Consider the following 16,321-nt stretch of genomic DNA (forward strand, 5'->3'; position numbering starts at 1 on the left):
CAAATGGATCGGCGCTGCCCGCGCGCTATACAAACCATCATTACAAGGAGTGCCATTATGCCCCTGAAGATCATTGCCTCGACCTGTACCGGCTGCTCGGCCTGCGAGCCGCAGTGCCCGAATGTCGCCATAAGCGAGAAAGGTGGCGTGTTCGCGATCGATCCGAAGAAATGTACCGTATGCGAAGGACAGTTTGATACTCCGCAGTGCTTGGCGGTTTGTCCCGTGGACGGGTGCATTGTGGTGAGCTAGCATCGCTAGCCGCGGGCAGCACATTGACGAATCGTCAAACGACTGCTAACTGTTACCATGCCGACATCATGTTGACCAAATTTTCTGTTACCGCTGCCGCGGAAAAGTTTATGCGCCGTGTGGTGCGTTTTTCCGGCTTGCCATCAAGTGCTGGTTTTCGTCTTCTTGTCAGGACCGGCGGATGCTCTGGATATGACGCCGAATTCAGTGCCGAAGTAGAGGCTCGGACCGGCGACGAGACCATCGAAGTCCACGGACTGCGAATTTTCTTGCCGGCAGAAAGCCGCGTTTTGCTAGATGGTCTGAAGATCGACTTTATCGAAACGCCAGATCGGTCAGGTTTCGCATTTATTAAGGAGGACCAACGGTCGGTCGTCGCGGTCAGTGCCGATGTCGCTCGGATTGATGTGAGCGCGATCGGACGCGGTTGACGCATTCATCGACCGCAGTTGTCTTGAGCTAGCAGTTCGGTATGTCACGGAGGAAAAGTATGACTGGAACTGACAACGATGACCTCATTGAGCTCACATTTGCGCCTCGCTTCAGCATTGGTGAGCGCGTCGCTTCGCGCTTCTCCATCCGTAACGACGGCACCTACGCCGGTAAGGCTTTGGGTGAATCGCTCGTCAGCAAAGGCGACGTGGGGTATGTGATCGGAATCGAAACCTTCCTGCAACGGTTCTACATCTATGCAGTTCACTTCGTCGAAATCGACCATCGCGTCGGCATGCGCGCCAAGGAGCTATGCACGCTCGACCACCTTCCCCATGACGTGCTCGCCCGTTTGGGCGAGCATGCGGCCGATCTATGCTGGATAGGTCTTCGTATCCCCGAGGGAACTGACCGCAATGGAACCGTCGGACGCGGCTCGTGTAATGCGCATGGTTATGATGCACCGGACGGTTCGCAAGTCAACGGAGCCCGTCTAGTCGTCGGCAATCCGCGTCACGGAGTTGCGGGACCTTTGCAACGGCGAAGTCTATTTTAGGCCGGTGCGGAAGCGGCTTTCTGGTTAAGGCTTGGAGGCTTGCCGAAATGGCCAGAAATACGTGGTGCCTGCGAGTCTTGCGATGCGCTCAATCAGTCAATTTTGACGGGCAGGCGGTCGCTGCACTGAGGGCGAGATCGCGCCCGGCTGGACGGTCGTAAGGGAAGAAGGACGATATCGGTCTATCAGAGCTGGGAGGCACTGGTCGCAGTACAAGAGCCACCTACGACGAGCGCTGTGCTTCTCGGCTCGATCGTTAGATTTATTGGATTTACTTGTTGAAGTGCGAATCTTTTAACCGACCTTGGAACTCTCAACGTGAAACTAATGATCCGCATGGACAGGAAAGGCATACTCAGCGCCTACGTGCCAAAGAAGGATCTCGAGGAGCAGATCGTCTGCATCGATGGCAAGAAGATGTGGGGCGGAGTGATAACGCTTGCGAACGGCTGGCGATTCCAGCTGCCGGAGATGGCGGCCGATACAACGCTTCCTGTCACCGTAGAAGCGCGTCGCGTCGCGGGTGAGCCCGACTGACATGGCACTTACAGCAGATCAGATCAGTACTATCGCCGAGTTGATGCTGAGCGAACCGACGCTGCTGGAGGCTGCCGCAACCTGGCGGAAGTCGTATCCCGATGTGCGAGTCATTCGGATTAGCGCGGTCGAGCTTGTCAATGAAAAACCCCTCCTCCAGTTTCGGGGCCGCCGCGTTTATCTCGCGACGTCGACAGGTGTCTGTGTTTCCGTGACAACAGACGCAAGTGAGGCCAATATGCTCATCCTTGCAGAAGACGGAGTCTACGATGGAAACTGAGGGAATTTCACTTACTGAGCCTGCGTGCGGGCCGCGGGAGGTCGAGCTGGTTCACGCGGTCCTGCAATCGTCGTGCTGGAGCGACGGACCAATGCTCGATTCTTTTGAGACTGCATTCGCAGGCTGGAGCGGCCGTGTCCATGCGGTCGCAGTGGCGAGCGGGACGCTCGGCACTTGGATTGCGCTGCGTGCGCTCGGCATCGGTCAAGGCCATGAAGTCATCTGCGCATCGCATACATGGCATCAGATCGCGCATGCGATCACCCTCGCTGGCGCGACACCGGTGTTTGCCGACATCGACTACTGGAGCGGTTGCCTCGACGCGATGAAGGCACAAGAGAAGATTGGAGATCGGACGCGTGCAATCCTTGCGGGAAATACGAACGGACATCCTGCCGCGTGGCAATCGTTGCGCGAGCTTGCCGATTTGAATGGTCTGAGCCTGATCGAGGATAGCACTGAGGCGCTCGGATCACGCTACCGTGGGCGCTGCGTGGGGTCGTTCGGTAAAGTGACGGTTTTTGACTTTTCGCCACCCTCCGCGTTGTGTGCGGGAGAGGGCGGAATGCTCGTCACGGACGACGACAGCTTGGCGCACGAACTGCGTTACTTAAGGCGACGTCTGAGCGCCGAGCGAAAGTCGGTTTCCCTCGGTGCCCGGGTGCCGCTGCAGGCGGGTATGAGTGAAATCACCGCCGCGCTCGGCCTCGCACAACTGGCAGGGCTCGAGGAGCGGCTCGCCCAACGGAAGCGGGTCGAAGCCTGGTATCATGAAGCGATGGAGAGCTTCGAAGGCATCAAACCACCGTATCAGGCGGAGGACGTGGACGAAGTGAATTGGATGCTTTACGTCGTGCATCTGGGCAAGAGGTTTACTCACAGCGCGCGTGCTCAAATGATCGACGACATGCTGGCTTCCGGGGTAGAAACGGCAGCCTACAGCCATCCGTTGCATGAGCAGTTTCATTACATGAAGGCCGCCGATGCTATTGGAGGTCGACGAGGCTGTCTGCCCGATACCGAGCGGATTGGCGATCGAGCACTCGCGTTGCCGCTGCACACTCAGCTTACTGTTCAGGATGTGAAGTACATCGTCAAAACTTTGAAGGACACGGCGACCAACGTCGGTGCGGGGGCCGCGATCTATCTCTAGGTAGAACAACGGAAAGAGAGAAGAAGGTAACATCGGCCATGTTGTCGCTGCGCCTTTATTAACGCTCACGCAACAGTTTGCTGCGGTCCGCCGTCGAGTAGTTGCTGAAATGTCCCTCGTGCGCCGCTTGACGGCGGGCCGCAGCGATGATTGCCCTGCTGCGCGCTGGGGCGGACGGTGCACTGACCTGCTTCTCCAGTTCGGTGCTCTGACAGCGGGGGCAGGCCACGGGCGAGTTCGTGCGCACGAGAGTTTCGAAACGCAACCTGCAGTTGCGACATACATAGTCGTAGAGCGGCATGACGAGGGGCAGGTCAACGGGAAACATTATCGGAGAAGACGCCGCGCGCGCTCCCCGGGCCATAATAAGGCGATTCGCCGGCTGAGACCAATTTGGGGCTCCTGCGTTCGTGTGCCGCGTGCAGTAACTGGAGTCCCAAATCGGCAGCCATGTCGAGGGCGTCACGGCCGTCTGGCGCAACGAGACTGTCATTCGCGCCGAGCGACAGCAACAGCCACATAACCTCAATTCGACCGGTGGCGGCCGCCTGCATCAGACACGTCATATCGTCCGCGTTTAGGTGATCAAGAGCGAGTCCTGCACCGACCAACCGAAGGATCGGTCCTGGTGCGCCGCCCAAACATGCATACCACAGCGCATGGTTTCCTTCGTCGTCGAGGGCGCTGATGCGTGCGCCTGATTCGAGTAGCGCAGCGACAATGTAGTCTTCGCCGTGGAGCGCCGCCAGCATTAAGGGCGTAATGCCGTCAATGCTGCGCGATTGAGTGTCCTGGAAGTCGTGAGCATCGAGCCATTTCGCAACCGCCACGCACGGAGGTGCATGAAGATCTGCGTCGGCGTTCGGGATATCCGTGTGCGTGTGGCTCGGGCTTTCGAGTAGGGGAGTCTCGAGTGACGCGGTTTGACGTGATGCGGTCTTGGTGCGCAGTGACATGCTTTCACTCCGGTGGAGGTGATTGGAATCGCCGTCACATTCTGAAACGCGAGGCAGCGATTACATGCGGGCGACCTGCCGTGACGCTGTCGTCAGACGGGCCTGTTTTCATTTGGATCGCGAATCGGTCCCATCAGTTTGAGGCCTTCCGCGTAACTTATCGTGTCAAAGGAAAAGCTAAATTGCATCGCCGCATCGACGATAGCATCGAGCTTCCCGGCAGTGTCTGTCCTCTTGAGGTCGCCCTTCTCCAGGTAAAGGAGTTCGAGCATCTCGTTGTAGACTGTCGATTCGAGTATCGGCAGAACATAAAACGTCGCTTCTTTGTACGGCACCTGAAAGCGGCTGGACAGATCGATGTTGTCACAGAACAGGAAGTACTTGCCGTGGTGCGACAGGGCCTCGCCGAGTACTTCTCCGACATTCGTCAAGTGTTCAAAACTCAGTAACCAACCTGCGAAGAATTGGACGTGTGGGTCGCCAGCATTCGCGACAGCCATCACCTGCTCGCAAGAGAGCTCGGGCGGGCGGGCCTCGTCGGCGAGGTGAGGCCCAAATCGTAGCGCCAGCTCACCGCGAAAGCCGAACCTGTCAGCCGCATTTGTGCGGCCCTTAAAGACGGGGTTGAGGAGGCGCCCCTCGCGATCGAGGCGGGCAAATGGTGTCCCACTGAGTGCAGGAGAGGCTAGCGTATCAGGCATTCTGTAATCCTAATTGGAGAAATAGCTTGGCATAGTTAATCTGGTGCTGGATCGTGCCTTTTCAGCGGGCAGCCAGAGACTCGCAACATCCGTACCAATGCTGCATGCTGGCCAATACTGCGGTAAGCCGGGTCAAGCGGGCAACAACTCTGCACGTGGATGTCCATTTGGGGCAAAGGGGCGTGCGGTTTGTCAGGAAGACGACGTCGAAATTGTCGGTGGCCGAAATTGGAGAGTTTGCGGATGGCCTCGCTGAGCAAGCATTTGGCGGATTCAGGGGCTTGTGGCATGGACGTTGCAGGGACGAAGGGCGCGGACACACTCCGGCCGATGCGTGACTCTAGAAGAAGACCATATAGACACAGCAGGCTGAGGACTTGGTCGTGGCTTTTCAGTGCTGATTCGCACCTATGGTTTTACCTTCTAATCTCAATGGAGTAAAACAATGTCTCAACTTCGACAAATTGCCTTCTACGGAAAGGGCGGCATCGGTAAGTCGACCACGTCGCAGAATACGCTTGCAGCGCTTAGCGACCTTGGGCAAAAGATCTTGATCGTTGGGTGCGATCCCAAGGCCGACTCGACACGTCTTATATTGCACGCGAAAGCTCAGGACACCATCCTCTCTCTCGCGGCGGAAGCCGGTTCGGTCGAAGACCTCGAACTCGATGACGTTATGAAGATAGGCTACAAGAATATCCGCTGTGTCGAGTCGGGCGGGCCTGAGCCAGGCGTCGGCTGTGCGGGTCGGGGTGTCATCACATCGATCAACTTCCTTGAGGAGAATGGCGCCTACGACGGAGTCGACTACGTGTCATACGATGTGCTCGGCGACGTCGTTTGCGGTGGCTTCGCAATGCCTATTCGCGAGAACAAGGCACAGGAAATTTACATCGTGATGTCGGGAGAAATGATGGCGATGTACGCCGCTAATAACATCTCGAAGGGAATCTTGAAATATGCGAACAGTGGGGGTGTGCGTTTGGGCGGACTCATTTGCAACGAGCGCAAAACCGACAAGGAACTTGAACTGGCCGAATCACTGGCAGCGATGCTAGGCACTAAATTGATTCACTTCGTCCCGCGCGACAACATTGTGCAGCATGCGGAACTTCGTCGGATGACCGTGATTGAGTACGCGCCGGACAGCGAGCAGGCTGGGCAATATCGCGCGCTTGCGGAGAAGGTTCACCATAACGGCGGCAATGGCGTGATTCCAACCCCGATCACAATGGATCAGCTCGAAGACTTATTGATGGAAAAAGGAATTATGGTGCAAGTCGATGAGTCCCAAGTCGGCAAGACCGCCGCCGAGCTCACCGCCTGACGAGTGCTGGACGACGGTTGCCGTGCGGCGCACGGCTACCGTTTCCGCCAACGACAGTCTTCACTTATAGGATATTCAATGACCGCGACGGTTGAAGAACGCAAAGCTGCTAATAAGGCCTTGATTGACGAAGTGCTGCGAGCTTACCCTGAAAAAATGGCTAAACGGCGGGCCAAGCATTTGGGTTCCTTCGAACAGGGCAAGCCTGACTGTGGTGTGAAGTCAAACATCAAGTCTTTGCCGGGGGTGATGACGATTCGGGGCTGCGCTTACGCGGGCTCGAAGGGCGTCGTCTGGGGGCCGATCAAGGACATGATTCACATCAGTCACGGACCTGTCGGATGCGGGCAGTACTCGTGGGGATCGCGCCGCAACTACTACGTCGGGACGACAGGAATCGATGCGTTTGTCACGATGCAATTCACGTCCGACTTCCAAGAGAAGGACATTGTGTTCGGCGGCGACAAGAAACTCGATAAGATCGTCGACGAGATTCAGGAGCTGTTTCCGCTGAACAGGGGCATATCCGTCCAAACCGAATGCCCAATCGGCCTCATCGGTGACGATATTGAGGCAGTATCTAAAAGGAAGAGCGCGCAGTACGGCGGGCACACGATCGTACCGGTGCGCTGTGAGGGCTTTCGAGGCGTATCGCAGTCACTCGGGCATCACCTCGCAAACGATGCGATTCGCGACTGCGTGTTCGACCGCGCCGAGCCGAGACAGCGATCCGCGCTGGAGTCCACACCGTACGATGTCGCGATCATTGGCGACTACAACATTGGCGGTGATGCGTGGTCGAGCCGCATTCTCCTCGAGGAAATGGGCCTGCGGGTCATCGCGCAGTGGTCAGGCGATGGCACTCTCGCAGAACTTGAGAATACGCCGCGATCTAAGCTCAACCTGCTTCACTGCTACCGTTCGATGAACTACATCAGCCGGCACATGGAGGAGAAGTATGGCACTCCATGGGTCGAATACAATTTTTTCGGCCCGACAATGATCGAAAAGAGCTTGCGCGAGATTGCAAGCCGATTCGACGACACCATTATGGAAAACGCCGAGAAGGTGATCGCAAAATACCGTCCGTTGATGGATGCCGTCATAGCCAAATATAAGCCGCGGCTTCAGACGAAAAAAGTGATGCTGTTTGTAGGTGGCCTTCGCCCACGCCACGTAATAGGCGCGTACGAGGATCTTGGGATGGAAGTTGTCGGTACCGGCTACGAGTTTGCTCACAACGACGACTACCAGCGCACAACGCATCACATAAAAGAAGGCACTCTGATTTACGACGACGTGACTGGCTACGAATTCGAGAAGTTTGTCGAACATACGCGACCAGACCTCGTCGGCTCCGGCATCAAAGAAAAATACGTCTTTCAGAAGATGGGCGTCCCATTCCGCCAGATGCACAGCTGGGATTATTCTGGCCCATATCATGGCTACGACGGCTTCGCTATCTTCGCGCGGGACATGGACATGGCGATCTCGAGTCCTGTCTGGAGTCTGTCGAAAGCACCGTGGAAGAAGGCGGCGTGAGCGCTGTTAGCGGCATGGCCGCGCCGATCGCCGGTTGCATAGAACATCAATACAGGAGCCAATCATGCCCCAATCAAGCGACAAAATTCTCGATCACGAACTGCTGTTTCGCGAGCCGGAGTATCAAGAGCTCCTTCGCAATAAGAAAGATAACTTCGAGTTCAACCATTCCGACGAGGCGATAAAGCGGGTTGCCGAATGGACGAAGACAGAAGATTATAAACTGAAGAACTTCGCCCGTGACTCCCTGACCATAAATCCAGCCAAGGCGTGTCAGCCTCTTGGTGCCGTATTCGTCGCGAACGGATTCCATAAGACACTGCCTTTCGTGCATGGCTCGCAGGGCTGCGTGGCCTATTACCGTTCGCACTTTTCGCGACATTTTAAAGAGCCGACGTCGTGCGTCAGTTCGTCCATGACAGAGGATGCGGCCGTGTTCGGTGGTCTGAACAACATGATCGACGGTCTCGCGAATGCATACAATCTCTACAAGCCCGACATGATCGCCGTATCCACGACCTGCATGGCGGAGGTGATTGGCGACGACCTCGACGCGTTCATCAAGAATAGCAAGCAGAAGGGCAGCGTGCCACAAGATTACGACGTGCCGTTCGCGCATACGCCCGCGTTTGTCGGCAGCCACGTGACCGGCTACGACAATGCGCTCCTGGGCATCCTGAAGTACTTTTGGGACGGCAAGGCGGGCACTACTGCACCACTTTTGCGAGTTCCTGACGAGAGCGTGAACTTTATCGGAGGGTTCGACGGCTTCGTGGTCGGAAACATGAAGGAGATTCGGCGTATCTTCGATTTATTTGGCGTAAGCGTGAATATTATTTGCGATCCATCGGGAACTTGGAACACGCCGACTGATGGCGAATTTCGGATGTACGAGGGCGGGACTACGAAAGAGGAGGTCGAACGTGCGCTGAACGCCAAGGCAACGTTCGTCTTTCAGGAGTATTGCTGTGAAAAGACCAGCAAGTTCCTCGCCGATCATGGCCACGAAGTCGTGTCACTGAATGCGCCTGTCGGCGTTTCAGGTACAGATCATTTCCTCATGGAGATTTCGCGCGTGACGGGAAGACCAATCCCGGCTGAACTTGAAAGGGAGCGTGGGCAACTAGTTGATGCGATGGCAGACAGTCAGGCGAGTCTGCACGGCAAGCGGTATGCGCTCTATGGCGATCCAGATCAGATGCTCGGTTACACGAACTTCCTGCTTGAGTTGGGCGCGGAGCCGGTGCACGTGCTCTCGACGAACGGTAACGAGGGGTGGGCGGAAAAGGTTAGGGCATTGCTGGACGCGTCGCCATATGGTGAAGGATGCAAGGTCTATCCAAAGCGCGATCTATGGCACTTGCGCTCGCTGCTATTTACGGAACCAGTGGATTTCCTGATCGGCAATACACACGGAAAGTACTTGGAGCGCGACACTGGTACGCCGCTCGTCCGACTCGTGTTTCCGATTTTCGACCGCCACCATTACCACCGCTATCCGACGTGGGGGTATGCGGGGGCATTACGCGTTCTGTTAGCGCTGCTGGATGAATTCTTCGAGACACTCGATGCAAGCACGATTGACATCTCGAAGACCGATTACAGCTATGACATCATCCGGTGAGGGGTGGACCCGTTCGGGGCTGGGCTCAGTGTCGAGTGCTAAAAGGGGGGGGCAGTTCAACCCGCCGGAAAGCATGGATATTGGGTCTCCCTAATTGCTCGACGTCGCTGGCTTCGGCTGCGTTGCTGTTCCAATAGCATCCTCAAGACCGAAGCGCGAAGGCAAGAATCGACATTAGGAGCGGCGCGACGATTGCGCCGGACCTTTCGCGAAGCGTCGGCGGTTAGTCGACCAGAAGATGACGATCGACTCCTCCGCGCTGCATTTTGCCATTCATAGCGCTACTTAGAGGCGCTAACAAAATGAGTCCTTCAGCCTTCGCCAAGAGATGATGCAGCAGGGGAGTTTGATGAAGGCTCGGTGGATGAAGGCAAGGCGTTCGAAGCGGATGCGCAGTCGCCGGAAGTTGTGAAGCCACGAAATGGTTCGCTCGACGACCCAGCGGGTTTTGCCAAGGCCGCTGCCATGAGGGTGGCCACGTCGGGCGATTTCGGTAGCGATGCCGGCTGCGTGCAGCGGACGGCGGTATTTGTCGTGATCGTAGCCCCGATCGCCCTGAACGATGCGGGGCTTCGAAAGCGGCCGGCCGCGCTTGCCGGCGATGGGTGGGATCGCATCAACCAGCGTGTGAAGCTGGGTGAGATCGTGACGGTTGGCGCCGGTGAGGATTGCCGCGAGCGGGATGCTTTGAACCAGGTTGCGCGCGGACGATGGGATTCGGTCCCGTTTTTGACCTGCACCCACCGCGCGGATCGAGGAGGAGTCGACGACGACACGGGACCAGTCAATCCGGTCGGACTCGCGTAGCTTCGCGGGCACCACTTCGTGTAGCCGGTCCCAGACGCCGGCAGCCTGCCAGTCTCGTAGACGGCGCCAGCAACTCATGCCACTGCCGCAGCCCATCTCGCGGGGCAGCAGGTCCCAGCGCAGGCCCGTCTGCAAGATGAACAGGATGCCGGTAAGCATGGCCCGGTCATCCAGTGGTTTGCGTCCGGGATACCGTGAGCGGCGAGGTTTGGGTGGGGGCATCAAGGGTTCAATGAGTGCCCACAACGCATCAACGAGTAGTTTGGCCATGGCCTCCTCGTCACCGAAACAATGACGAGGTTAACAGCAATCGTTGGAAGTTAACAGATCAAAGCAATCATTTTGTTAAGGCTTCTTAGTGCTACGGAGAGCCACACGGCATATCGCAATCCCACGATCGGGTGCAAAACATTTCGGGACGCATTGCGCAATTCGGAGCGCGGACGGAGAAGTGCAAGAACTCATATGGCCTGCGACGCGGTAACGCACACAAGCACTGCGTAAAACATCAGTTGATTGCGATCAACGCTATCGGCCACGAATTCGGACACAGTGTAGAAGGTTAATGGCTAAAGGTAATGACAATGATAAAGCAACTCCGTAATGTGGCTGCTGCACTACTCCTTATGTCACCATTTGTACCGCACGCAGCTAACGCCGCCGACAGTGAAGTCGTCGGAAACTACGCAGGTGATTGGTTGGTACGCCTCCGCGCGATAAGCATTGAACCGCAAGTTCGCAGCACTGACACGCTTTCCGCGCTCGATGTCGGCGTAAGCAACGCGCTGGTGCCAGAGGTCGATTTCACTTATATGGTACGGGACAGCATCGGCGTGGAGTTGATTCTTGGTACCTCACGTCATCACCTGACGTCGAATCTCGGCGACCTTGGTGGCGTTAACGTGCTGCCACCGACATTGTTATTGCAATATCATTTTAATCATGCGGGACGCGTTCGACCGTACGTTGGTGCCGGACTCAACTACACGCTCTTTTATAACAACGGATTGCATGCGGGAGGTGTACCCGTCTCTATAAAGAATCACAGCTTTGGTCCTGCGCTGCAGGTCGGGATTGACGTGCAGGCATCAAAGAGTCTATTCGTTAACGCCGACATCAAGAAGATATGGATGAAGACTGACGCATCGCTTAGCGGCTCGACAATTGGCGCCTTGCATCTCGATCCGCTGGTCATTGGTATTGGCGTCGGGGTGAAGTTCTAGACGTTGCGAATCTCAAGCGACAGACGGTTCAGTGAACGGCTGGCTTCGCTCCTTGTACAGTGGTTAACTTGGGAGAAGATGGGCATGACAGAGAGGAAAGCTTTTAAGGAGTGGTTAATCCCTATCGGTGGTTGGCTGTTCGTTTCTCTTGCTGGGTGTAGCCCCAAGTTTCTCGTCCTGAGTCCCAAGGGTAGCGTAGGCGCGGCGGAGAGATCACTCATCGCCTCGGCCACATGGGCCATGCTGCTGATCGTAGTTCCCGTTATTATCCTCACGCTTACCTTCGCGTGGCGCTACCGCGCGTCGAACCGCAGCGCACGCTACGTCCCGACCTGGGTTCACTCAACGGCGATTGAAGTGGTGGTCTGGGCCATACCCGCTGCCATCATTCTATTCCTCGCCATCCTTACGTGGCGTACCACGCATGAGCTCGACCCTTATAAACCACTGGAATCGGACGTGAAGCCCATCAACGTCGAAGTCGTCGCGGTCGACTGGAGATGGCTCTTTATCTATCCTGACCTCGGCATCGCTACAGTGAACGAATTGGCGGTGCCTGTCAGCACGCCGGTCAATTTTCGCATCACGTCGGACTCGGTGATGAACTCTTTCTTCATCCCGCAACTTGGCACTCAAGTCTACGCGATGGCCGGCATGCAAACGCGGTTACACCTGATCGCCGACGAAGCGGGCGACTTCACGGGCTTCTCGTCGAATTACAGCGGCAAAGGCTTCTCCGATATGAAGTTCCGTACGGTGGCTACGAGCCAGCGGGGCTTCGATGCGTGGGTGGAGACGGTAAAAGCTTCATCGACCCAGCTTACGATGGATCGGTACGCAACGGTCACGGAGCCGCACGCAAACGCGCCCGTGCAGTACTTCTCGAAGGTCGACCGGAGGCTTTTCGACAAAATCGTCGGCAAATACAACAACGGCAACGTCGCGGATTTCACTGCATCATCGTGCGTAACCAAAGGGTAAACAGCCATGTTCGGAAAACTCACATTAGACGCGATGCCTTTCGATCAGCCCATCGTCATGGGGGCGTCGGTGTTCATGGCGCTTGTTGTCCTCGGCGTGTTCTGGCTGGTCACCTTAGAAGGCAAGTGGAAGTACCTCTGGGTCGAGTGGCTCACGAGCGTGGACCACAAGCGCATCGGCGTCATGTACATGATTGTAGCCGTGCTCATGTTGGTGCGCGGCTTTGCCGACGCCGTAATGATGCGCCTTCAACAAGCCGTGGCGTTCAATTCGCCAGGCTATCTGCCGCCGGATCACTTCGACCAGATCTTCACGGCGCATGGCGTCATCATGATCTTCTTCATGGCGATGGCGCTCATGGTAGGCTTCTTCAATCTCGTCGTGCCATTGCAGATCGGCGCGCGCGACGTGGCGTTTCCGTTCCTGAACTCGCTTTCCTTCTGGTTGACCGCAGTCAGCGCGGCGTTGATCAATCTGTCCCTCGTAGCTGGCGAATTCGCGAAGGTCGGCTGGCTCGCGTATCCGCCGCTTTCCGAGCTGAAATTTAGTCCTGGCGTTGGAGTGGACTACTATATATGGGCGATTCAGCTCTCGGGTGTCGGCACCTTGATGTCGGGCGTGAACTTCTTTGTCACAATCATCAAGATGCGCGCGCCGGGGATGTCGCTCATGAAGATGCCCGTGTTCACATGGACGGCGCTCTGCTCGAATGTCCTCATCATGGCGACGTTTCCCATTCTCACGGTCGCGGTAGCGCTGCTCGGCCTCGATCGTTACATTGGCACGCACTTCTTCACGAACGAACTTGGTGGCAACGCCATGTTGTACTTGAACCTGATTTGGGCGTGGGGCCACCCCGAAGTGTATATTCTAGTGCTGCCCGCTTTCGGCATCTATTCGGAAGTGATGGCTACCTTCTGCAAGAAGCCGCTATTCGGTTACAGGACGATGGTCTACGCATCGTGTGCGATCATGTTACTTTCGTTTCTTGTTTGGGCGCACCACTTCTTTACCATGGGCTCAGGCGCCGACGTCAACGCATTTTTCGGCATCGCCACAATGATTATCGCGATTCCAACCGGCGTCAAGATCTTCAATTGGCTATTCACGATGTATCGCGGGTGCGTTCAATTCGCTGCGCCCGTGTTCTGGACCATCGGTTTCGTGGTGACGTTCTCTATCGGTGGCATGACCGGCGTGATGATGGCGATTCCGGGCGCGGACTTTGTGCTGCACAATTCGCTTTTCTTGGTCGCTCATTTTCATAACGCCATTATTGGCGGTGTGGTGTTTGGCTATTTAGCTGGCCTGCAGTACTGGTTTCCGAAGGTGTTCGGTGTCAAGCCCGATGACAAGCTCGGCAAGGCGTCGTTCTGGTGCTGGTTCGTCGGCTTTTATGTGGCCTTCGTACCTGTTTATGTGCTCGGCTTCATGGGCGCGACGCGCCGCACAAATCACTATGATGTGGCTGAATGGCAACCATACTTCATTGTTGCGGCGCTCGGCGCGGCGATCATCGCGGTGGGGATCCTGTTACAGGTTCTGCTGTGGGTGATGGCATTCGTGAACCGCAATGAGGCCGAATACAAGGATATGACAGGCGATCCATGGGATGGGCGCACGCTCGAATGGGCAACTTCCTCACCGCCGGCGGTCTACAACTTCGCTCTCGTTCCGAAAGTGGAGGACATTGACGCCTTCGCGTACATGAAAGAAACGGGCCGCGGCCTTGGGCTGGCGTCAAAGTACGTGGACATCCATATGCCATCCAATACATCGGCGGGTTTTTTCACGGGGATGTGCAGCTTGGTGCTGGGTTTCGCGGCCGTATGGCACGTCGCGTGGCTCGCTTTGCTAGGTTTCATTGGGATCGTCCTCACGATGATCATAAAGAGCTTCGACAAGAACGACGGATATTACATTCCCGCGGCGATGGTCCGTGAGATCGAAGAACGGCGGTTTGGCACCAGAGACCCGATGGGCATTAACGGTTCAGTCGCCGAGGAGGCTTACTGATGTTACAGAAAACCGTTGGCGCAGATTTTTCAGAAGTCGATTATCAAGATCATCCACAATCGCACTCAGTGTTCGGCTTCTGGGTGTATCTGATGACCGACTGTATGCTGTTCGCGGCGCTCTTTGCTACGTTCAGTGTGCTGAGGCACCAGTTCGCCGGTGGCCCTACGGGTCACGATCTCTTCGATCTAACCGGCGTGGCGCTGGGAACCTCTGTGCTGTTGCTTTCTAGTATCACCTATGGTTTCGCGATGTTGGGTGTGCCGCGGGCAAGGAGCGGTGTCGTGCTCGGTTGGCTCGTGATCACATTCATTCTTGGCGCGTCGTTCCTCGCGCTCGAACTTCGCGAGTTCTCGCAGCTGATCGCGGAAGGCGCGGGCCCGCAGCGCAGCGCGTTTCTCTCAGCCTTCTTTACGCTCGTCGCTGCGCACGGAATTCACGTTTTCTTCGGCCTGCTGTGGATGCTCGTACTAATGATGCAAGTGCTGCGGGTGCCTCAGCTTGGTGAGCAGGAGGTCCGCCGGCTAACGTGCCTGAGCCTATTCTGGCACTTCCTCGACGTAGTATGGATCTTCGTGTTTTCTTTCGTCTATCTGGGGAGCATGCTCTAATGGCTTATGCGCAGACTCACGCGGGGTCTCATGGCAGCCTCACTAGGTATCTCGCGGGCTTTTTTCTTTCGGTATTACTTACGGCCGGCGCATTCGGTGTCGGGCTGTACGATGCCCTCGATGCAACTACGGCTATGATCGCGATCGCCGTACTCGGCTTTGTGCAAGTTGTCGTGCACCTTGTGTGCTTCCTACATCTGACCCTCTCGCCTGGGCAGGGATGGAACGTGCTTTCACTCTGCTACACGATACTAGCCGCTGCGTTCCTGATCCTCGGCACGGTCTGGGTGATGCAGAACGTCGGTATGCTGATGATGTCGCGTTAGTCAGTTGCCTGCGGGTTTTGTTTTCCGGCGCCGGACATGCACCAGCCCCGCACCCACTTCCATGCGAGCTGGGTGCCCGCGAAACGCCGATTCCGCTCCACGCAACAGAACCGCATCAGGAATATGTTCCTCTGCCATGTGATCCGTACACCTATTCGCCTATTTGGTTGATCGCTTGCAGTTTCACCTAAACAATCGAGTTATGGCCTGTCCGTTTCGAGCGGCGGCCAGTGAATGCCGCGGGTTCGGTTCGCAATCGTCGGTTTTTGTCCGCACTTTTCAGGGAGCAAAGGCTCAGTCGCCCTGCTTGCGCTGTTGACGACAGTACGTTAGCTAGAAGTGAATTCGGTGTGCTGAAGCGACGCGAGCAAGGTGAAATATATACGGAGCAATTTGCATCGCGCCCCTGAGAACCGGCCAATGGTGAGGCCTATGATTAGCCAGGCGGCATGCTTGATCAAGGCCTTACCGGACAAAGCCGTGACGACGCTTCGGACGTCGACATCCGGCACTCGCGGTCGACAAGCACATCGAGCCGAGTTCTTCGAACATCATCGCTTGCGCTCAATGCACGACGCCGAAGAACAAAATTGCGCCTTCGGCTGCGTCAGGCCCGCCTTGAAGTAGCCTTCCAACCGGTCGGCGGTCACTTCGTCGAGAATGAAGGGCGGTGAATGTAGCCCGCGGCGAATGCCTGGTCGTACCAGTCGCTGAGCCACGCGCGAAGTTGGATCATTTCCTTCGGCAGAATGCTCAAGGCATCGTCGTGCATATTTCTTTCCCCGGTTCGCTGAACGATGAGGCGGCGGTGAGAAGACGTGCCACGTTGCGTTGGCATGGCGAGAGAGGTAGACCGAGCACGCACCGGTCGTAAGCGGCTCAGCTGGGCCGTTGGTCCATTCGCATGCGCGTGAGGCATGATGGTGAACTGGAACCGCCGGTCAGGTAGCGGGATTCGGCGGGCTGGCTGGCGTGTGCAGCTTGTCGGCCACACGCC

Annotated in this window: 19 protein-coding genes; 14 read left to right on the forward strand and 5 right to left on the reverse strand. The window is 56.5% G+C overall.

Annotated features, from left to right (window positions below):
• Positions 1-57: 57 nt before the first annotated feature.
• From VSR82_RS33805 to VSR82_RS33830, 6 genes are all read left to right on the forward strand, one after another.
• Positions 58-252, forward strand: coding sequence for a 4Fe-4S binding protein (locus VSR82_RS33805; protein WP_084598351.1), 195 nt, complete (start codon positions 58-60; stop codon positions 250-252).
• A 68-nt stretch (positions 253-320) separates the two neighbouring features.
• The gene (locus tag VSR82_RS33810) at positions 321-683 is read left to right on the forward strand and encodes a HesB/IscA family protein (protein ID WP_368587268.1); all 363 of its coding nucleotides are present in this window, start codon (positions 321-323) and stop codon (positions 681-683) included.
• 59 nt (positions 684-742) lie between these two features.
• Positions 743-1,240: a nitrogen fixation protein NifZ gene (locus VSR82_RS33815; protein WP_410851697.1), complete on the forward strand. Its 498-nt coding sequence runs from the start codon at positions 743-745 to the stop codon at positions 1,238-1,240.
• A gap of 318 nt (positions 1,241-1,558) precedes the next feature.
• Positions 1,559-1,777, forward strand: coding sequence for a putative nitrogen fixation protein NifT (nifT, locus tag VSR82_RS33820; protein ID WP_184228259.1), 219 nt, complete (start codon positions 1,559-1,561; stop codon positions 1,775-1,777).
• 1 nt (position 1,778) lies between these two features.
• A complete protein-coding gene (locus tag VSR82_RS33825; RefSeq protein ID WP_026228609.1) occupies positions 1,779-2,057 on the forward strand; it encodes a hypothetical protein in 279 nt (92 codons plus the stop codon).
• Entirely contained in the window at positions 2,047-3,210 is a 1,164-nt protein-coding gene (locus tag VSR82_RS33830; protein ID WP_498858469.1) for a DegT/DnrJ/EryC1/StrS family aminotransferase, read from the forward strand. The genes VSR82_RS33825 and VSR82_RS33830 overlap by 11 nt, the downstream gene beginning before the upstream one ends.
• Before the next feature lie 58 nt (positions 3,211-3,268).
• On the opposite strand, the gene VSR82_RS33835 is transcribed toward VSR82_RS33830, so the two are convergent.
• From VSR82_RS33835 to VSR82_RS33845, 3 genes are all read right to left on the reverse strand, one after another.
• Complete coding sequence (locus tag VSR82_RS33835) at positions 3,269-3,511, reverse strand: FmdB family zinc ribbon protein (RefSeq protein WP_498858470.1); 243 nt, start codon at positions 3,509-3,511, stop codon at positions 3,269-3,271.
• A gap of 13 nt (positions 3,512-3,524) precedes the next feature.
• Entirely contained in the window at positions 3,525-4,166 is a 642-nt protein-coding gene (locus VSR82_RS33840; protein WP_410851698.1) for an ankyrin repeat domain-containing protein, read from the reverse strand.
• Between the two features lie 92 nt (positions 4,167-4,258).
• Positions 4,259-4,867 carry a hypothetical protein gene (locus VSR82_RS33845; protein WP_498858471.1) on the reverse strand — a complete coding sequence of 203 codons (609 nt, stop codon included), beginning with the start codon at positions 4,865-4,867 and terminating at the stop codon, positions 4,259-4,261.
• Between the two features lie 445 nt (positions 4,868-5,312).
• Here VSR82_RS33845 and nifH point away from each other — a divergent pair, with 445 nt between their 5' ends.
• From nifH to nifK, 3 genes are all read left to right on the forward strand, one after another.
• Entirely contained in the window at positions 5,313-6,194 is an 882-nt protein-coding gene (gene nifH / locus VSR82_RS33850) for a nitrogenase iron protein (protein ID WP_018435029.1), read from the forward strand.
• A gap of 78 nt (positions 6,195-6,272) precedes the next feature.
• A complete protein-coding gene (nifD, locus tag VSR82_RS33855) occupies positions 6,273-7,736 on the forward strand; it encodes a nitrogenase molybdenum-iron protein alpha chain (protein WP_018435030.1) in 1,464 nt (487 codons plus the stop codon).
• A 64-nt stretch (positions 7,737-7,800) separates the two neighbouring features.
• Positions 7,801-9,360 (forward strand): nitrogenase molybdenum-iron protein subunit beta, encoded by a 1,560-nt coding sequence (nifK, locus tag VSR82_RS33860; protein ID WP_410851700.1) that lies wholly within the window; start codon positions 7,801-7,803, stop codon positions 9,358-9,360.
• A 294-nt stretch (positions 9,361-9,654) separates the two neighbouring features.
• Here nifK and VSR82_RS33865 read toward each other — a convergent pair whose 3' ends face one another.
• Complete coding sequence (locus VSR82_RS33865) at positions 9,655-10,437, reverse strand: IS5 family transposase (protein WP_498858472.1); 783 nt, start codon at positions 10,435-10,437, stop codon at positions 9,655-9,657.
• A gap of 308 nt (positions 10,438-10,745) precedes the next feature.
• On the opposite strand from VSR82_RS33865, the gene VSR82_RS33870 reads away from it, so the two are divergent.
• The 5 genes from VSR82_RS33870 (at position 10,746) to cyoD (ending at position 15,324) form a co-directional block, all read left to right on the forward strand.
• The gene (locus tag VSR82_RS33870) at positions 10,746-11,390 is read left to right on the forward strand and encodes an OmpW/AlkL family protein (RefSeq protein WP_410851702.1); all 645 of its coding nucleotides are present in this window, start codon (positions 10,746-10,748) and stop codon (positions 11,388-11,390) included.
• Between the two features lie 84 nt (positions 11,391-11,474).
• On the forward strand, positions 11,475-12,371 hold the full coding sequence (gene cyoA / locus VSR82_RS33875; RefSeq protein ID WP_498858473.1) for a ubiquinol oxidase subunit II: 897 nt from the start codon (positions 11,475-11,477) through the stop codon (positions 12,369-12,371).
• A gap of 6 nt (positions 12,372-12,377) precedes the next feature.
• Positions 12,378-14,387 carry a cytochrome o ubiquinol oxidase subunit I gene (gene cyoB / locus VSR82_RS33880; protein WP_498858474.1) on the forward strand — a complete coding sequence of 670 codons (2,010 nt, stop codon included), beginning with the start codon at positions 12,378-12,380 and terminating at the stop codon, positions 14,385-14,387.
• Positions 14,387-14,998, forward strand: coding sequence for a cytochrome o ubiquinol oxidase subunit III (gene cyoC, locus VSR82_RS33885; RefSeq protein WP_018435035.1), 612 nt, complete (start codon positions 14,387-14,389; stop codon positions 14,996-14,998). The genes cyoB and cyoC overlap by 1 nt, the downstream gene beginning before the upstream one ends.
• A complete protein-coding gene (gene cyoD / locus VSR82_RS33890; protein ID WP_184228262.1) occupies positions 14,998-15,324 on the forward strand; it encodes a cytochrome o ubiquinol oxidase subunit IV in 327 nt (108 codons plus the stop codon). Before cyoC ends, cyoD begins: the two co-directional genes overlap by 1 nt.
• Positions 15,325-15,970: 646 nt before the next feature.
• Here the strand turns inward: cyoD and VSR82_RS33895 are convergent.
• Positions 15,971-16,096 carry a hypothetical protein gene (locus tag VSR82_RS33895; protein ID WP_410851705.1) on the reverse strand — a complete coding sequence of 42 codons (126 nt, stop codon included), beginning with the start codon at positions 16,094-16,096 and terminating at the stop codon, positions 15,971-15,973.
• Between the last annotated feature and the right edge of the window lie 225 nt (positions 16,097-16,321).

It is taken from the genome of Burkholderia sp. JPY481 (genome assembly GCF_038900515.1).
In the GTDB taxonomy this organism is placed as follows: Bacteria; Pseudomonadota; Gammaproteobacteria; order Burkholderiales; family Burkholderiaceae; genus Paraburkholderia; species Paraburkholderia youngii.

Bases quoted from the DNA above. Each gene is read 5' to 3' on its own strand.
- VSR82_RS33805 (WP_084598351.1), top strand. From the start codon at position 58: ATGCCCCTGAAGATCATTGCCTCGACCTGTACCGGCTGCTCGGCCTGC.
- VSR82_RS33810 (WP_368587268.1), top strand. From the start codon at position 321: ATGTTGACCAAATTTTCTGTTACCGCTGCCGCGGAAAAGTTTATGCGC.
- VSR82_RS33815 (WP_410851697.1), top strand. From the start codon at position 743: ATGACTGGAACTGACAACGATGACCTCATTGAGCTCACATTTGCGCCT.
- VSR82_RS33825 (WP_026228609.1), top strand. From the start codon at position 1,779: ATGGCACTTACAGCAGATCAGATCAGTACTATCGCCGAGTTGATGCTG.
- VSR82_RS33830 (WP_498858469.1), top strand. From the start codon at position 2,047: ATGGAAACTGAGGGAATTTCACTTACTGAGCCTGCGTGCGGGCCGCGG.
- VSR82_RS33835 (WP_498858470.1), bottom strand. From the start codon at position 3,511: ATGCCGCTCTACGACTATGTATGTCGCAACTGCAGGTTGCGTTTCGAA.
- VSR82_RS33840 (WP_410851698.1), bottom strand. From the start codon at position 4,166: ATGTCACTGCGCACCAAGACCGCATCACGTCAAACCGCGTCACTCGAG.
- VSR82_RS33845 (WP_498858471.1), bottom strand. From the start codon at position 4,867: ATGCCTGATACGCTAGCCTCTCCTGCACTCAGTGGGACACCATTTGCC.
- nifH (WP_018435029.1), top strand. From the start codon at position 5,313: ATGTCTCAACTTCGACAAATTGCCTTCTACGGAAAGGGCGGCATCGGT.
- nifD (WP_018435030.1), top strand. From the start codon at position 6,273: ATGACCGCGACGGTTGAAGAACGCAAAGCTGCTAATAAGGCCTTGATT.
- nifK (WP_410851700.1), top strand. From the start codon at position 7,801: ATGCCCCAATCAAGCGACAAAATTCTCGATCACGAACTGCTGTTTCGC.
- VSR82_RS33865 (WP_498858472.1), bottom strand. From the start codon at position 10,437: ATGGCCAAACTACTCGTTGATGCGTTGTGGGCACTCATTGAACCCTTG.
- VSR82_RS33870 (WP_410851702.1), top strand. From the start codon at position 10,746: ATGACAATGATAAAGCAACTCCGTAATGTGGCTGCTGCACTACTCCTT.
- cyoA (WP_498858473.1), top strand. From the start codon at position 11,475: ATGACAGAGAGGAAAGCTTTTAAGGAGTGGTTAATCCCTATCGGTGGT.
- cyoB (WP_498858474.1), top strand. From the start codon at position 12,378: ATGTTCGGAAAACTCACATTAGACGCGATGCCTTTCGATCAGCCCATC.
- cyoC (WP_018435035.1), top strand. From the start codon at position 14,387: ATGTTACAGAAAACCGTTGGCGCAGATTTTTCAGAAGTCGATTATCAA.
- cyoD (WP_184228262.1), top strand. From the start codon at position 14,998: ATGGCTTATGCGCAGACTCACGCGGGGTCTCATGGCAGCCTCACTAGG.
- VSR82_RS33895 (WP_410851705.1), bottom strand. From the start codon at position 16,096: ATGCACGACGATGCCTTGAGCATTCTGCCGAAGGAAATGATCCAACTT.